This window comes from Pseudomonas sp. GW821-FHT03A09 (genome assembly GCF_059421065.1).
The window spans coordinates 453,038-467,530 of record NZ_JBWKUX010000002.1 but is presented as its reverse complement, the minus strand read 5'-3'; the positions used below and the strand labels follow the sequence as shown (position 1 = coordinate 467,530).

General features: G+C 58.3%; 13 protein-coding genes. 6 read left to right on the top strand and 7 right to left on the bottom strand.

Translation table 11 applies throughout. The features are described 5' to 3' along the window. Positions 1-54: 54 nt before the first annotated feature. Positions 55-960, bottom strand: a complete 906-nt coding sequence (rimK, locus tag AC07V4_RS04860) for a 30S ribosomal protein S6--L-glutamate ligase (RefSeq protein WP_010214091.1) — start codon at positions 958-960, stop codon at positions 55-57. Continuing rightward, positions 957-1,439, bottom strand: a complete 483-nt coding sequence (rimB, locus tag AC07V4_RS04855) for a retropepsin-like aspartic endopeptidase RimB (RefSeq protein ID WP_492637681.1) — start codon at positions 1,437-1,439, stop codon at positions 957-959. The genes rimK and rimB overlap by 4 nt, the downstream gene beginning before the upstream one ends. Before the next feature lie 298 nt (positions 1,440-1,737). Between rimB and AC07V4_RS04850 the strand changes: the two genes are divergently transcribed. From AC07V4_RS04850 to AC07V4_RS04840, 3 genes are all read left to right on the top strand, one after another. Beyond that, positions 1,738-2,145, top strand: a complete 408-nt coding sequence (locus tag AC07V4_RS04850) for an RNA-binding S4 domain-containing protein (RefSeq protein WP_492637680.1) — start codon at positions 1,738-1,740, stop codon at positions 2,143-2,145. A 107-nt stretch (positions 2,146-2,252) separates the two neighbouring features. Continuing rightward, positions 2,253-3,155: an Hsp33 family molecular chaperone HslO gene (gene hslO / locus AC07V4_RS04845; protein ID WP_492637679.1), complete on the top strand. Its 903-nt coding sequence runs from the start codon at positions 2,253-2,255 to the stop codon at positions 3,153-3,155. A gap of 179 nt (positions 3,156-3,334) precedes the next feature. After that, complete coding sequence (locus tag AC07V4_RS04840) at positions 3,335-4,876, top strand: phosphoenolpyruvate carboxykinase (RefSeq protein ID WP_492637678.1); 1,542 nt, start codon at positions 3,335-3,337, stop codon at positions 4,874-4,876. A gap of 57 nt (positions 4,877-4,933) precedes the next feature. Here AC07V4_RS04840 and AC07V4_RS04835 read toward each other — a convergent pair whose 3' ends face one another. Together AC07V4_RS04835 and AC07V4_RS04830 are read right to left on the bottom strand one after the other, a co-directional pair. Further along, entirely contained in the window at positions 4,934-5,797 is an 864-nt protein-coding gene (locus AC07V4_RS04835; protein WP_492637677.1) for an EamA family transporter, read from the bottom strand. 145 nt (positions 5,798-5,942) lie between these two features. Continuing rightward, the gene (locus AC07V4_RS04830) at positions 5,943-6,299 is read right to left on the bottom strand and encodes a DUF1493 family protein (RefSeq protein WP_492637773.1); all 357 of its coding nucleotides are present in this window, start codon (positions 6,297-6,299) and stop codon (positions 5,943-5,945) included. A 275-nt stretch (positions 6,300-6,574) separates the two neighbouring features. Here AC07V4_RS04830 and AC07V4_RS04825 point away from each other — a divergent pair, with 275 nt between their 5' ends. After that, the gene (locus AC07V4_RS04825) at positions 6,575-7,750 is read left to right on the top strand and encodes a tetratricopeptide repeat protein (protein WP_492637676.1); all 1,176 of its coding nucleotides are present in this window, start codon (positions 6,575-6,577) and stop codon (positions 7,748-7,750) included. A 63-nt stretch (positions 7,751-7,813) separates the two neighbouring features. Here AC07V4_RS04825 and AC07V4_RS04820 read toward each other — a convergent pair whose 3' ends face one another. Next, positions 7,814-8,863: a S8 family peptidase gene (locus AC07V4_RS04820; RefSeq protein ID WP_492637675.1), complete on the bottom strand. Its 1,050-nt coding sequence runs from the start codon at positions 8,861-8,863 to the stop codon at positions 7,814-7,816. 163 nt (positions 8,864-9,026) lie between these two features. On the opposite strand from AC07V4_RS04820, the gene AC07V4_RS04815 reads away from it, so the two are divergent. Together AC07V4_RS04815 and AC07V4_RS04810 are read left to right on the top strand one after the other, a co-directional pair. Then, positions 9,027-10,964 carry a RecQ family ATP-dependent DNA helicase gene (locus AC07V4_RS04815; protein ID WP_492637674.1) on the top strand — a complete coding sequence of 646 codons (1,938 nt, stop codon included), beginning with the start codon at positions 9,027-9,029 and terminating at the stop codon, positions 10,962-10,964. A 24-nt stretch (positions 10,965-10,988) separates the two neighbouring features. Further along, positions 10,989-11,420, top strand: coding sequence for an acyl-CoA thioesterase (locus AC07V4_RS04810; protein WP_492637673.1), 432 nt, complete (start codon positions 10,989-10,991; stop codon positions 11,418-11,420). 41 nt (positions 11,421-11,461) lie between these two features. On the opposite strand, the gene AC07V4_RS04805 is transcribed toward AC07V4_RS04810, so the two are convergent. Together AC07V4_RS04805 and AC07V4_RS04800 are read right to left on the bottom strand one after the other, a co-directional pair. Further along, complete coding sequence (locus AC07V4_RS04805; RefSeq protein WP_431751878.1) at positions 11,462-11,941, bottom strand: glycine zipper domain-containing protein; 480 nt, start codon at positions 11,939-11,941, stop codon at positions 11,462-11,464. A 201-nt stretch (positions 11,942-12,142) separates the two neighbouring features. Then, complete coding sequence (locus tag AC07V4_RS04800) at positions 12,143-14,491, bottom strand: FdhF/YdeP family oxidoreductase (protein ID WP_492637672.1); 2,349 nt, start codon at positions 14,489-14,491, stop codon at positions 12,143-12,145. Positions 14,492-14,493: the final 2 nt, after the last annotated feature.

The following is a 14,493-nucleotide window of genomic DNA, read 5'->3' as shown; positions in this document are numbered from 1 at the left end:
TTCACTATAGCTATCGCAGGCAAGCCAGCTCCCACACTTTTTGTGGTGTCTAATTCAGCCCTTGCCTTTGGTCCGAGTCATATTTGGCCCGCCGTTCTTCTCCAGATGCTGAATGATGATCCCCGCCACGTCCTTGCCAGTGGTGGTCTCGATCCCTTCCAGGCCCGGCGATGAGTTCACCTCCATCACCAGTGGCCCATGGTTGGAGCGAAGGATATCCACGCCGGCCACGCTCAAGCCCATTACCTTGGCTGCCCGCAGCGCGGTCATGCGTTCTTCCGGGGTGATCTTGATCAGGCTGGCACTACCACCACGGTGCAGGTTGGAGCGGAACTCCCCTGGCTTGGCCTGGCGCTTCATCGCTGCAATCACTTTGTCGCCCACTACGAAGCAACGGATATCTGCGCCACCGGCTTCCTTGATGTACTCCTGCACCATGATGTTCTGCTTGAGGCCCATGAATGCCTCGATCACCGATTCGGCTGCTGTCGCGGTTTCACACAGCACCACGCCGATACCCTGGGTGCCTTCCAGCACCTTGATCACCAGCGGCGCGCCGTTGACCATGTCGATGAGGTCGGGGATGTCATCCGGTGAGTGGGCAAAACCGGTGACCGGCAGGCCAATGCCCCGGCGCGACAGCAACTGCAGCGAGCGCAGCTTGTCCCGCGAGCGCGCGATGGCTACCGATTCGTTAAGGGGGAACACGCCCATCATTTCAAACTGGCGCAACACCGCGCAGCCGTAGAAAGTGACTGAGGCGCCAATACGCGGGATCACCGCATCAAAACCCTCCAGCGGCTTGCCCCGGTAGTGGATCTGCGGTTTGTGGCTGGCAATGTTCATGTAGGCCCGCAACGTGTCGATCACCACCATTTCATGGCCACGTTCGGTGCCGGCCTCAACCAGGCGGCGGGTGGAATACAGACGCGGGTTTCGCGACAGCACAGCAATCTTCATGCAGCACCTGGGACAGAAAGAGTAGAGACCGGGAACACCGGCTTGTCTTGAACGTACTTGACGCCGGGATTGACCACCAACTGGCCGTCAATCAGCGCCTTGGAACCGAGCAACAGGCGGTAACGCATGGCCTTGCGGCAGGCCAGGGTGAATTCCACACGCCATACCCGGTCACCCAGTGCCAACGTTGTGCTGATCACGTAGCGCACCTGCGCATGCCCGTTGGAGCTCTTGATGGTTTTCATCGTCACCAGGGGCGCTTCGCAGCGACGGTGACGCAGTTGCACGACGCTGCCAAGGTGCGCGGTGAAGCGCACCCACTTCTCACCCTCGCGCTCGAAAGGCTCGATATCGGTGGCGTGCAGGCTGGAGGTGCTGGCGCCGGTGTCGATCTTGGCGCGCAGGCCGGCCACTCCCAACTCGGGAAGGGCCACCCACTCACGCAGACCCACAACGGTCAAATGGTCAAATGTCTTCAATATGAGTAACCGGCAATTCAGAAATGTTTCGTAGTCGTCGAGGACAGTAACGTCCAACTGCGCATGGATTGTGACAATCCCCAAACCCTCATCGAGGGTTTGGCGCCGATTTCGCGGTATTCACGCAGAATATTCGACAAATGGCGACAGATATCTCTCAGGCTGCAGTAATCAGTGGCTGTTAGGGAAAGGCACGCAAAACTCGCGTTCCCTGGCGTATCTTAGGTGAGCCTTGGGGTTTATGCGTCGAAGGGTTTCAACGGTAAAGTTGCGACATTTTTCAGAGCGAGGAATTCAAGTGGCTCAGAAGCAGGAAGAGGAAGAAAAAGTCCGTTTGGATAAGTGGCTGTGGGCGGCACGTTTCTACAAGACACGTGCCCTGGCCAAGGCCGCCATCGAGAGTGGCAAGGTGCATCACCGTGGCGAACGCTGCAAACCGGGCAAGGAGCCGCGCGTGGGCGACGAGTTCCAGATTCGTACCGGCTTTGATGAAAAGACTGTTGTGGTTCAGGCACTTTCCATCGTCCGGCGTGGCGCGCCCGAAGCGCAGACACTCTATGCCGAGACAGAGGCGAGCATCGCCAAGCGTGAGAAAGCGGCGGCGATGCGCAAGGCGGGGGCACTGGGGGTGAGTACCGATGGGAAGCCGAGCAAGAAGCAGCGCCGCGATCTGTTCAAGTTCCGTGGCAGTGGCAACGACGATTGAAGTCGCCGGTAATCGCCTGGGGCTTCACTTGGCTTGGAACAAACCCGGATTGTTCATAAACTGCGTCATCTTCGCGTCAATATTATTCAACTCAGATACCCAGACCTATGACTGATCTACCGGATACCGACTTCACCCAACGCTTCATCTTCGACGAGTCGGACGCCCGCGGCGAACTGGTTTCGTTGGAGCGCAGCTATGCCGAAGTCCTCGCCAAGCACCCCTATCCGGAGCCGGTCGCGCAACTGCTCGGTGAGCTGATGGCGGCGGCGGCGCTGCTGGTGGGCACCATGAAATTCGACGGTTTGCTGATTTTGCAGGCGCGCTCCGAAGGCCCGGTCCCGATGCTGATGATCGAGTGTTCCAGCGAGCGCGAAATCCGTGGCCTGGCCCGGTACGAGGCCGACTTGATCGCCGCGGACGCCACCCTGTCCGACCTGATGCCCGATGGCGTGCTGGCGATTACCGTCGACCCGACCGAAGGCCAGCGCTATCAGGGTATCGTCGATCTGGACGGTGAAACCCTGTCGGATTGCTTCACCAACTATTTCGTGATGTCCCAGCAAGTGGGCACCAAGTTCTGGCTCAACGCTGACGCCAAGCGTGCCCGTGGCCTGCTGGTACAACAACTGCCGGCCGACCGCATCAAGGACGAAGATGATCGTGCTGAAAGCTGGCAGCACATCATCGCCCTGGCCAACACAGTGAAAGCCGAAGAACTGCTGAGCCTGGACAACGAAACCATCCTGCACCGTCTTTATCATGAAGAGGCTGTGCGTCTGTTCGATACGCAAGCCTTGCACTTCCATTGCAGTTGTTCCCGCGAGCGCTCAGGCAATGCCCTGGTCAGCCTGGGCCTGGAAGATGCGCAGAATCTGGTGGTGGAGCATGGCGGCAATATCGAGATCGACTGCCAGTTCTGCAACCAGCGCTACCTGTTCGATGCTGCTGATGTAGCCCAGTTGTTCGCCGGAGCAGGCATCGATACCCCTTCCGACACCCGCCACTAAAACGTTTAAGCACAGGTAAATCACCTGACAAACGCCGGATTAGCGCAGTTCTGACGGGAGGGCCCTACTCTTTTTGGGCTTTTCTGGCATAATCCGGCCCACTTTTTTCGCGGTAGTAGTGCGCAACTTTCTACTACAAAACGTTTGGAGCACTCGGCCATAGGCCGACGGGGAACCTTATGACGCAAGCCAATAACGCCGTATACACCGATCTGAGTGTTGACGATCTGGTCAAAGAAGCCCTGCAGCGCGGTGAAGGCGTGCTTGCCGATACTGGCGCACTGGTCGTCGAAACCGGTCACCGTACCGGCCGTTCGCCAGTTGACCGTTTCATCGTTGAAGAGCCTTCTACCCAGGACGCCATCGCCTGGGGCCCGATCAACCGCAAGTTCCCGGCCGACAAGTTCGATGCCCTGTGGGCTCGCGTCGAGGCTTTCAACAACGCGCAAGAGCATTTCGTTTCCCACGTCCACGTAGGTGCTGCCGAAGACCACTACCTGGCCGTGAAAATGACCACCCAGACTGCCTGGCAGAACCTGTTCGGTCGTTGCCTGTTCATCAACCCGGCCCAGTACAACCCGGCCGGTCGTGAAGAGTGGCAAGTGCTTAACGTCGCCAATTTCGAGTGCGTGCCAGAGCGTGACGGCACCAACTCCGATGGTTGCGTGATCCTCAACTTCGCCCAGAAGAAAGTGCTGATCGCCGGTATGCGTTATGCCGGTGAGATGAAGAAAGCCATGTTCTCGGTACAGAACTTCCTGCTGCCGGCCTCCGACGTACTGCCGATGCACTGCGCCGCCAACATCGGCGAAGCTGGCGACGTGACCCTGTTCTTCGGTCTGTCGGGCACCGGTAAAACCACCCTGTCCGCCGACGAAAGCCGTTACCTGATCGGTGACGATGAACACGGTTGGGGCGAGGGTGTGGTGTTCAACATCGAAGGCGGTTGCTATGCCAAGTGCATCGACCTGTCCGAGAAGAATGAGCCGGTGATCTGGAAAGCCATCAAGCATGGCGCTGTGCTGGAAAACGTCGTGATCGACGAGGCCAAGCATGCCGACTACGCCGATGTCAGCCTGACCCAGAACAGCCGCGCTGCTTACCCACTGGAGCACGTTGCCAAGCGTTCCGAGAAGAACCTGGGCGGCGAGCCAAACGCGGTAATCTTCCTGACCTGTGACCTGACCGGTGTTCTGCCGCCAGTGTCCATCCTCAGCGAAGAGCAAGCGGCCTACCACTTCCTGTCTGGCTACACCGCTCTGGTGGGCTCGACCGAAATGGGTTCCGGCAGCGGCATCAAGTCGACCTTCTCCACCTGCTTCGGCGCGCCATTCTTCCCACGCCCGGCGGGTGAATACGCAGAGCTGCTGATCAAGCGCATCCGCGGCTTCGGCTCCAAGGTCTACCTGGTCAACACTGGCTGGACCGGCGGTGGCTACGGCGTCGGCAAGCGCTTCAACATCCCGACCACTCGCGGCGTGATCGCAGCGATCCAGAGCGGCGCGTTGATCGGTGCAAAAACAGAACACCTCGACACGATCAACCTCGACGTGCCATTGACTGTACCGGGCGTTGAAACCGGCCTGTTGAACCCACGTAATACCTGGGCTGACAAAGCTGCGTACGACGAAGCGGCGAAGGCGCTGGCGGGTCTGTTCATCGAGAACTTCAAGAAGTTTGAAGTGAGCGATGCGATCAAGGCTGCCGGGCCTAAGTTGTAAGATTCGAACGTTGTGAAAAAGCCGCCTCTTGTAGGCGGCTTTTTTGTGCGGGCAAGGTCAGTTGGCGATGTGCAATACCACTGCTCCGATCAGCACCAACACCACACCCAGCACTTGAACCACCGACAGCCGCTCCTTGAAAAACACAAACCCCAGAATTGCCGCAATCCCGCCCGACAATGTACTGATCACGGTCACTACCGAAACCGACCCCGCCATCGCGCCCCATGAAAACGCCGAGAACCCGCCCAGGTTCATTAAGCTTGCACCGGTCAGGGTTGCACAGTTCTTCAACGGCGGAATCTTCAGCCCGTCCTGGATCTTCAGCACCATCACCACCAGTACGCACAGACCCACCAGATAACCCAGCCAAAGCATGGTGACGGGTCCCAATGTGGGTAGTGTGTAGCGGCCTTGCAGCCAGAAGCTGGTGCCATACAGCAGCGCTGCAAGCATGGCGTAGGCGATGGACAGGCGCGGGTTGTTGTGGGGGATGTCGTTGTCCTTATGAATGCTGGAGAGGATGACGCCAATCACGCACAGGCCGATGCAACTCAGTTGGGTCAGGCTGATGTGTTCGCCGCTGGCCCAAGACAGCAATGTGGTGACTACGCCGTAGGACGTCACCAACGGCGCGACGATGGCGGCCTTGCCCATGGCGAAGGCCTTGGACAGCGCAAGTGCGCCAGAGACGGTGAGCAGAGCGGCAGCAATGCCGAGCAGCCACACGCTCATTGGGGCATCAAGGGACTTGAAGAGAAAGGCCGGGAAAATGACCAGCAACAAGGTCATGATCAAAAAGCCGAGGGCTTGGCCGAAGTACACGGCGCGCTTCACGCCGACGGCGCGGGCGTTGAGGCCCACGAGAAAATCCGTACCACCCCAGAGCAGGGCGGCCAGCAGGCCCATTGCTACGTCCATGTAAGGTCCTTGTTGTTTTATTCGCGCCAATTAAATGTGGGAGCCGGGCTTGCCCGCGATGCAGGCGCCTCGGTGAGTCAGTCTTATCGAGGTGATGCTATCGCAGGCAAGCCAGCTCCCACATTGGTTCTCTGTGTTCTTGAGGTCAGCTCAGGTTTTCCAGGGTTTGCGTGTCCCAGCTATGGGTCTTGATGGCCAGGTAGAGCATGCCGATAGTCAGTGGAACTTTGTCTCCACGGCCCTTGGCGCGGCGTTTGAGGAACACATCGAACACAGGCGGTTGGAAGTAACGATAAGCGTCGTAGTCGTCCAGGTCGACCGCAAAATCTTGTTCCAGCGCTTCCATGAATTGCTTGGCTTCGGTGCCGTCGCAACCGAGGTCGAAGTTGATCGAGGTTTCGAGACGAAGGGTCTTGTGTTCCGGCAGGCCGATTTCTTCGTGCAGCAGTTGCAGGAGCTGCTGCATGGCGCGGTCTTCGGGGAAGTTGGGAGCCAGGTTCATGGTGGGGGCACGCAGGAGTGGGTGAGGGGGATGGTTGTGGTGGGGGCGGCGGATCTTGTGATGATGATCCTGTTTTTGCTCAAGCGTCAGTTCGGTCATCGCAGCATGCTCCCTGGGTAGCAAGGCTTGATTGTGGCGCAATGTTTCAACGGGCGGGTGGGATAAAAACCATGTCACATTCTGTACAAAAATTGCGCCTACGCTCTGAATTAAGCGTATGTTTCACCGCAAAATCTTGTAGGGCAATTCTGCCCGCTACTTAAAGGGAGTTGAGCATGGGTTTGCTTCGTGTCGCCTCGGCGATGTCATTGTGTGCGGTGGCTTTTTCAATCCAGGCTGAGCAACTGCCGATTGAAGTACTCAGCGCGGTGGTCAAGGACCAGAAAATTGCTGACGCGGAAGTGCTGCTGCAACGCAACGGTGCACAAAACGTGGTGGGCCGCACCAATGCCCAGGGCCAGGTGACGCTGACCAGCGAAGCTGCCGACGATGCGTCCAATCTGCTGATCATCAAGAAACCTGGCTACTCCAACCTGGTGGTGAAGTGCCCGTGCAAGGGCATGACTTATGCCGTTAGCCCAGTCATGGAAAACCTCGACGGCCTGCGCGTCGTGCTGACCTGGGGTAAGACCCCGGCAGACCTCGATTCCCACATGATTTTCCCTGGAAACAATATCTACTTCGATAACCAGAAGGGTACCGACGCTGAATTGGATGTGGATGACACCGACAGCTATGGCCCGGAAACCATCACCCTGCAGAAAAAACACTACGGCGAAAGCTACGTCTATGCCGTGCATGACTACACCAACGGTGGCCATCTAGGTTCGAACCAGCTGTCCAATAGCGAAGCCAAGGTGTTTGTGTACATGGGGCAGTCTCTGGTGCGTACCTACTACGTACCGAAAAACCGTACCGGCAACTTATGGACCGTGTTTCGTATGACCGGCAGCGGCGACTTCCAGGACATCAACAATTTTAGCGATGTGACGGTTGATGCGCCGAATGTGCTCAACGAAGTCAAACCGTTGCTGGATGACAGCGTGGCAGTTGCTGCGGTAGCCGTCAGTTCTTCTGCACAAACCGATGCGAAGCGTCTTAACCTACAGGGCGAAGCGGCCTACCAGGCAGGCAATCTGGATCAGGCCATCGACCTGTTCCGTCAGGCCATTGACTTGGACAATGGCTTCGGCAAAGCCTACGGCAACCTGGGCCTGGCGTATCAGAAAGCCGGCAACACCGCCGAGTCGATCTGGGCCAACCGCAAGGCCATCGCCCTGGCAACCGGTGCGAATGCTGCGACGGTGCGCGCTGGCGCTTACTACAACATTGCGCGGATCTATGAAGCGGCGGGACAGTTTTCGGATGCGTTGCGTCACTATCAGTTGGCCAAGGAGCAGAAGGCCAACCCGGTGTACGACACGGCGATTGAGCGGGTGCAGAACCGCTAATCGATAGCGAAACATGGTTTACCGACAACGCGCCCCAGTGGCGCGTTGTTTTTTGCGCAATGGCTACTGGCGTGAGGCTGCGTCCAGGTCCATCAGCCCTCGCCCATAGGCTTCGCTATTGGCATAGATACCCGTTCGATTCGCTGTACTGAGCAGCCGCTCACGCACTTGTTGCGGTGTCATTTCGGGAAAGCGGCTTTGCAATGCCGCCAAGGCACCACTGACCAACGCAGCGGCCGGCGAGGTGCCGGCGGTTGGTCCATAACTGCCATCCTTGTTGGTGGTCAGTAACCCAGCGCCACCGTCTCCCCCTGGCACCGCGATGCACCAGCGTGCCGCGAGGCCGCAATAATTGGATTTGAGATTGATGGCGCTACCGTCGCTTTTAAGGGCCATGACGGCAATCCAGCCTTTCTCCAGTTCGGGCGCCAGCGCGGGCAGGCCAGGTTCGGCGAGCGGCTCACGCTTGACCTCGTTACCTGTTGAAAAAACGAATACGGCTCCTTCAGCCACCAGTTTTCTCGCCACGCCTAACGAGTCACCCATCAGGCGCTCATAGACGGGAACCTCGTTGGTGTTGGCTTCAATGGGATTCGCCCATGAGTTACTGAAAATGCGTGCCCCCTTGGTATAGGCGAGCTCCCAGGCCTGGGCGATTTCACTGTCGAAGTAGAACGGCTCCTTGTCATCACCGAAACGCATAGGGATCAACTGGGCGTTGAAGGCGATGCCATGGATGCCCTGATCGTTCTTGTTCGCGGCGAGAATACCGGCCATCTGGGTGCCGTGGCCCTTGATATCGAGGGTGCCTGGATGCTGTCTTACGAAGTCGTAGCCCGGGTCGACTACACGCCCATGAAACTCGGGTAGTGCTTGGTTGAGCCCTGAGTCGATCAGCGCAACCTTGACGCCCTGGCCGGTGCCGCCCCGCGCGTAGAGGGAGGATGCGTTGACGATAGGCAGGGCTTTTTGCGCTAGGTATTCGGGCGTTTCGAAACGCTGTGTGTCCGGCTCCGCAGGCATTGGGGCGGGGGAGCTTGCACAACCCAGCAGCAGCAACGGCAGTGTGAACATAGCGAGATGTGGCAGTGAAAACGGTGAGCATCGGGACATTCACGACTCCTTGTCGGGGCAGATTATCTAGCGTGTTACTGTCTTCGTTTTTGCGCGGGCTTGCTGGTTTTCTCTGTATCAGTTTGTAGCGTTTATCCCCGACCTTTTCTTGATCGCTGATCTATGTTTTTGATTCCTTCAGCGGTCAACGGAGTGACAGCCTATGCACGACACCCTCCAGCAGGTTTTTGGTTATCCACAGTTTCGTCTGGGCCAGGAAGAAACGGTCAGCGCTGTACTGGCCGGCCGTTCGGCAGCGGCTATTTTTCCAACGGGGTCGGGTAAGTCCCTGTGCTATCAGCTGTCGGCGGTATTGCTGCCGCACCTGACGCTGGTGGTGTCGCCGCTGTTGGCGCTGATGCAGGACCAACTGGGCTTCTTGCAGCGCCATGGCATTTCAGCGGGCAGTATCGACTCTGCCCAGAGCCGCGATGATGCCAATGATGTAATGACTCGTGCCCGTTCGGGCGAGTTGAAGATCCTGATGATTTCCGTCGAGCGCCTGAAGAACGAGCGCTTTCGTAACTTCCTGCAAAGTGTGCGGATTTCACTGCTGGTGGTGGACGAGGCTCACTGTATTTCGGAGTGGGGCCACAACTTTCGTCCGGACTACTTGAAGCTGCCGGACTACCAGCGTCAGTTCAATATCCCACAGGCGCTTCTGCTGACGGCTACAGCGACGCCCAAGGTGATTGCCGATATGCAGGTCAAGTTCGCCATTGCTCCGGAGGACGTGGTCACCACGGGCTTCTACCGGCCTAACCTCAACCTGCTGGTGGAGCCGGTGGGTGGCCACGACAAACGTCGGCGCCTCGTGGAGTGGATGAGTGAACGAGTCAATCAGCCGAGCATCGTCTATGTCACCTTGCAGAAAACTGCCGAACAGATTGCTGAATACCTGAATCGCAATGGTATCCAGGCTGAGGCCTATCACGCCGGTTTGCCCCACGATAAACGCGAAGGCATCCAACAACGCTTCATGGGCGGGCGTTCCAATTGCATCGTCGCTACCATCGCATTTGGTATGGGCATCGACAAAAGTGATATCCGCAATGTGGTGCACTTCGACCTGCCCAAATCCATCGAGAACTACAGCCAGGAAATCGGCCGTGCCGGGCGCGACGGTCAGCCTTCCGATTGCCTGGTGCTGGCTAACCGCGACAGCCTCAATGTGCTGGAGAATTTCGTCTACGGTGATACGCCGGAGCAAGAGGGCATCTGCCGTGTGCTGGAGGAGTTGCAGGCAGCGCGGGCAGAGGGGCAGTGGGAGTTTCTGCTGAGATCATTATCGGACCACAGCAATATCCGCGAACTGCCGCTCAAGACGCTGTTGGTACAACTGGAGCTCAAGGGCGTGATTGCACCGCGCTACGCGTTTTATGCCGAATACCGTTTCAAATACCTTATCGAACCCGAGGCTTTGTTGGCACGGTTCAGTGGTGAGCGGCAACAGTTTGTCGCGGCGATCATCGACGTGTGTAAGCGTGCGAGAACATGGGCGACGGTGGATTTTGACGCGTTGTATCAGCAGCACAATGCCGAACGTAATCGAGTGGTGAAAGCACTGGATTACTTTCAGGAGCAGGGCTTGATCGAATTGGAAAGCAAGCAGATGACTGAGGTCTACAGCCTGCTGGACACCGACTTTGATCCACAGGTGTTGAGCGCCGAGTTATACACAGGCTTCAAGCAGCATGAGGTCGGCGAAGTGGAGCGGATTCACGCCATGCTCGATCTTTTTTCCACCGAGTATTGCCTCGGGCAGCGTTTGGCCGGTTATTTCGGTGATGAAAATGCGCCCCAGCATTGTGGACATTGCTCGGTGTGCCATGGTCATGTTGCGCATCTGCCGGCACCACCGAGTTTGCCGCCGCTTGTGGATAAAGACTTCATGGGACTGTGCGCAGATTTTATCCACAGGCATCATGCAGCCACAGGGCAACTGCCTGGCGCCGAGCGGCTAACGCGGTTCCTCGGTGGTATTAGCGTGCCGTTGTTCACCCGATTGAAGGCGCGGGGTATTCCGGGGTTTGCTGCGCTGGAAGATTACCCTTATGCCGAAGTACGCGAATGGGCCGAGACCCATCTGAGCCACCTGTAAATTCACTTTCACGAGACGTGCCCCATGCCTGACTCAGTGCCACAACGTGCCGATTACCCCCACTTTCAACCGATCATCACGCGTTGGCACGACAACGATGTGTACGGCCACGTGAATAACGTCACCTACTACAGTTTTTTCGACACGGCGGTGAATACCTACCTGATCGAACAAGGTGGGTTGGATATTCATGACGGTGACGTGGTGGGGTTTGTGGTGAGCTCGGCGTGCGACTACTTCGCGTCGGTTGCCTTTCCCGAGCGCATTGACGTTGGCGTGCGTGTGGGCAAGCTGGGCAATAGCTCAGTGCAGTATGAGTTGGCGGTGTTCAAGACGGGCGAGGAAGAGGCCTGCGCGGCGGGGCGTTTTGTACATGTGTTCGTGGATCGAGGGTCGAACCAGCCGGTGACGATTCCGACCCTGTTGCGCGAGGCGTTGCAGCGTTTGGTGGTGTAGGCGCGAACGCCTACACCCAACGCCGGAGGTTTCAGGCCTTATCAATCATAACGGTAGTGATGCTTGTTCTTGCGATGCCCATAAGCATGGCCGCGCCCGCGATGGTCATCACGGTCATAGCGACGGTTGTCACGTCCACGGTAATGACGGTCTTCGTTATCACTCTTGTTGCCCATGTAGTTGCCCAGTGCTCCACCTGCGCCGCCACCGGCTGCTGCGCCGATCAGGCTGCCAGTGCTACCGCCGACGCTACGGCCAACCACGTTGCCACCCGCTGCGCCCAGCGCACCGCCAATGGCAGCTTCGCCGCGGCTGCGTTTGTCGGCACCGACCGCACTACCACCCGCGCCGCCCAAGGCTGCACCGATGGTCGAACCGGTGTTGCCGCCTAGCTGTTGGCCAACGACCGAACCTAGAACCCCGCCCAATGCGCCGCCCACGCCTGCTTCGGCGGTGCCACCGGCCATGGCTGCGCCACTGACCAGGCCAAGGGACAACAAGAGAATCGAGGAGAACTTCATTAGGGAGACCTCAAGAGGATGACGGCGCGATCCTGAGGCTGTATCGGCATTGTGACAATAGAAATCCGACCAGTAACACGAGTTGTACACAATTCTCTAAGTTACTGTTTTAACTAGGGAACTTAAGTCTGTTTTATGGGTCTTTAGCTACTTCGGACAGGCCGCTTTTATGCAAAAGCGGCCTTTTTTGTGCCCGTAGGTTTATGCCGAGCGGGACATGATCAGCCCACTGTCACTCGCCGCTTCCAAACGAATCGCCACAAACTTCGATGTTGGTGTATGGCTACCTTCTCCGGTGCTTTCCAGCGGCACCAGCGGGTTCACTTCCGGGTAGTAAGCGGCTGCCTGACCGGCCGGAATATCAAAGGCCAGCAAGGTGAATCCCTTCACGCGGCGCTCACGGCCGTCTTCCCACAGTGACACGATGTCGGCCTTCTGACCCGGTTTGAAGCCCAGGCGAATAATGTCGGCTTCATTGACGAACAGCACGTCACGCTGACCTTTCACGCCACGGTAGCGGTCATCCAGGCCATAAATGGTGGTGTTGTACTGATCGTGTGAGCGCATCGACTGCATGATCAGGTCCGGTACCCGGCCTGTCGCGTGGGTACGTTCGTGAATCAGGTCTGCCGGCAGGATATTCGGACGGAAATTGGCGCGGCCCGACGGTGTGTTCCAGCGGCGCGCACCGGCGGCGTTGCCCAGGTAGAAGCCGCCCGGATGCTTGATTTTCTCGTTGAAGTCCTTGAAGCCCGGGATCGTATCGGCGATCAGGTCGCGGATGCGACCATAGTCAGCCACCAGCCAGTTCCAATCCACCGGCTTGCTGCCCAGGGTTGCGGCGGCGATACCGGCCAGGATCGCAGGCTCGGATTTCATCAGCTTCGACAGCGGTTGCAGTTGTCCATTGGAGCCATGAACCATGCTGAACGAGTCTTCCACCGTGACCGCTTGCGGGCCGTCGGCCTGGATGTCGATATCGGTTCGGCCCAGGCATGGCAGGATCAGCGCGTCCTTGCCGTGCATCAGGTGGCTGCGGTTGAGCTTGGTGCTGATCTGCACGGTCAGGTCACAGCTACGCAGGGCTTCAAAGGTGCGCGGGCTGTCGGGGGTGGCTTGGGCGAAGTTGCCGCCCAGGCCGATAAACACTTTGGAGCGTCCTTCGAGCATCGCGTGAATCGCTTCGACCACGTTGTGGCCATTGGTGCGCGGCACCTGGAACTGGAAGCGACGCTCAAGCGCGTCGAGGAACGCCACGGGCGGACGCTCGTTGATGCCCATGGTCCGGTCGCCCTGTACGTTACTGTGGCCGCGCACTGGGCACAGGCCGGCGCCGGGGCGGCCAATATTGCCGCGCAGCAGCATCAGGTTGGCGATTTCCTGGATGGTCGGCACCGAGTGGCGGTGCTGAGTGATACCCATCGCCCAGCACATGATCACGTTCTTGCCCTTGGCATACATGCGCGCCGCTTGCTCGATCTCAACCAGAGTCAGGCCGGATTGCTCGACAATTTCATCCCAGGAGGTGTCGTCGATCTGGCCCAAGTAGTCGAGTACGTTGGCGGTGTGCTCGTTGAGGAAGTCGTGATCGAACACTGCTTCCTTGCCTTCAGCCAGGGCTTGGCGCTCCCACAGCAGCAAGAACTTGGCCATGCCGCGCAGGATGGCCATGTCGCCGCCCAGGGCGGGGCGGAAGTAGGCGGTGTTGGTCGGCTTGTCACCGTTGGTCAGCATTTCCAGCGGGTGTTGTGGATGCTGGAAGCGCTCCAGGCCGCGCTCTTTGAGTGGGTTGATGCACACCACCTGAGCGCCACGTTTTACCGCCTCGCGCAGCGGTTCGAGCATGCGCGGGTGGTTGGTGCCGGGGTTCTGGCCCCACACGAAAATTGCGTCGGCATGTTCGAAGTCATCAAAGGTCACGGTGCCTTTGCCCACGCCTACGCTCTGCGCCAGGGCTACGCCGCTGGCTTCGTGGCACATGTTCGAGCAGTCGGGGAAGTTGTTGGTGCCATAGGCGCGCACGAACAGTTGATACAGGTAAGCCGCTTCGTTACTGGCCCGGCCCGAGGTATAGAACTCGGCCATGTCTGGGTTGGGCAGTGCGTTGAGATGCTTGCCGATCAGGTCGAATGCGGTTTCCCAACTGATGGGCTTGTAACGGTCCGTCTCGGCGTCATAACGCATCGGCTCGGTCAGGCGACCTTGATACTCCAGCCAATAGTCACTCTGTTCCAGCAATGCGGTGACGCTGTGCTTGGCAAAAAAAGCAGCATCTACACGACGCTTGGTGGCTTCCCAGTTAACCGCCTTGGCGCCGTTCTCGCAGAACTTGACCATGCCGCTTTCCGGCGAGTCGCCCCAGGCGCAGCCCGGACAGTCGAAGCCGCCGTTCTGGTTGGTCTTGAGCATCATGCGCAGGTTTTTCAGCGCGTTGTCGCTGGTCAGCCAGGCTTGTGCCACGCTGATCAATGCACCCCAGCCACCGGCCGGGCCTTTATAAGGCTTGTAGCGCGGGGTTGGGGTTTGATCGGCTTGGTGGTGATTGCTCATGG

Coding starts and splice junctions, on each gene's coding strand:
- AC07V4_RS04840 (WP_492637678.1), top strand. CDS start 3,335: ATGACGCAAGCCAATAACGCCGTATACACCGATCTGAGTGTTGACGAT.
- AC07V4_RS04815 (WP_492637674.1), top strand. CDS start 9,027: ATGCACGACACCCTCCAGCAGGTTTTTGGTTATCCACAGTTTCGTCTG.
- AC07V4_RS04825 (WP_492637676.1), top strand. CDS start 6,575: ATGGGTTTGCTTCGTGTCGCCTCGGCGATGTCATTGTGTGCGGTGGCT.
- AC07V4_RS04810 (WP_492637673.1), top strand. CDS start 10,989: ATGCCTGACTCAGTGCCACAACGTGCCGATTACCCCCACTTTCAACCG.
- AC07V4_RS04820 (WP_492637675.1), bottom strand. CDS start 8,863: ATGTCCCGATGCTCACCGTTTTCACTGCCACATCTCGCTATGTTCACA.
- AC07V4_RS04805 (WP_431751878.1), bottom strand. CDS start 11,941: ATGAAGTTCTCCTCGATTCTCTTGTTGTCCCTTGGCCTGGTCAGTGGC.
- AC07V4_RS04800 (WP_492637672.1), bottom strand. CDS start 14,491: ATGAGCAATCACCACCAAGCCGATCAAACCCCAACCCCGCGCTACAAG.
- AC07V4_RS04830 (WP_492637773.1), bottom strand. CDS start 6,299: ATGAACCTGGCTCCCAACTTCCCCGAAGACCGCGCCATGCAGCAGCTC.
- AC07V4_RS04835 (WP_492637677.1), bottom strand. CDS start 5,797: ATGGACGTAGCAATGGGCCTGCTGGCCGCCCTGCTCTGGGGTGGTACG.
- rimK (WP_010214091.1), bottom strand. CDS start 960: ATGAAGATTGCTGTGCTGTCGCGAAACCCGCGTCTGTATTCCACCCGC.
- hslO (WP_492637679.1), top strand. CDS start 2,253: ATGACTGATCTACCGGATACCGACTTCACCCAACGCTTCATCTTCGAC.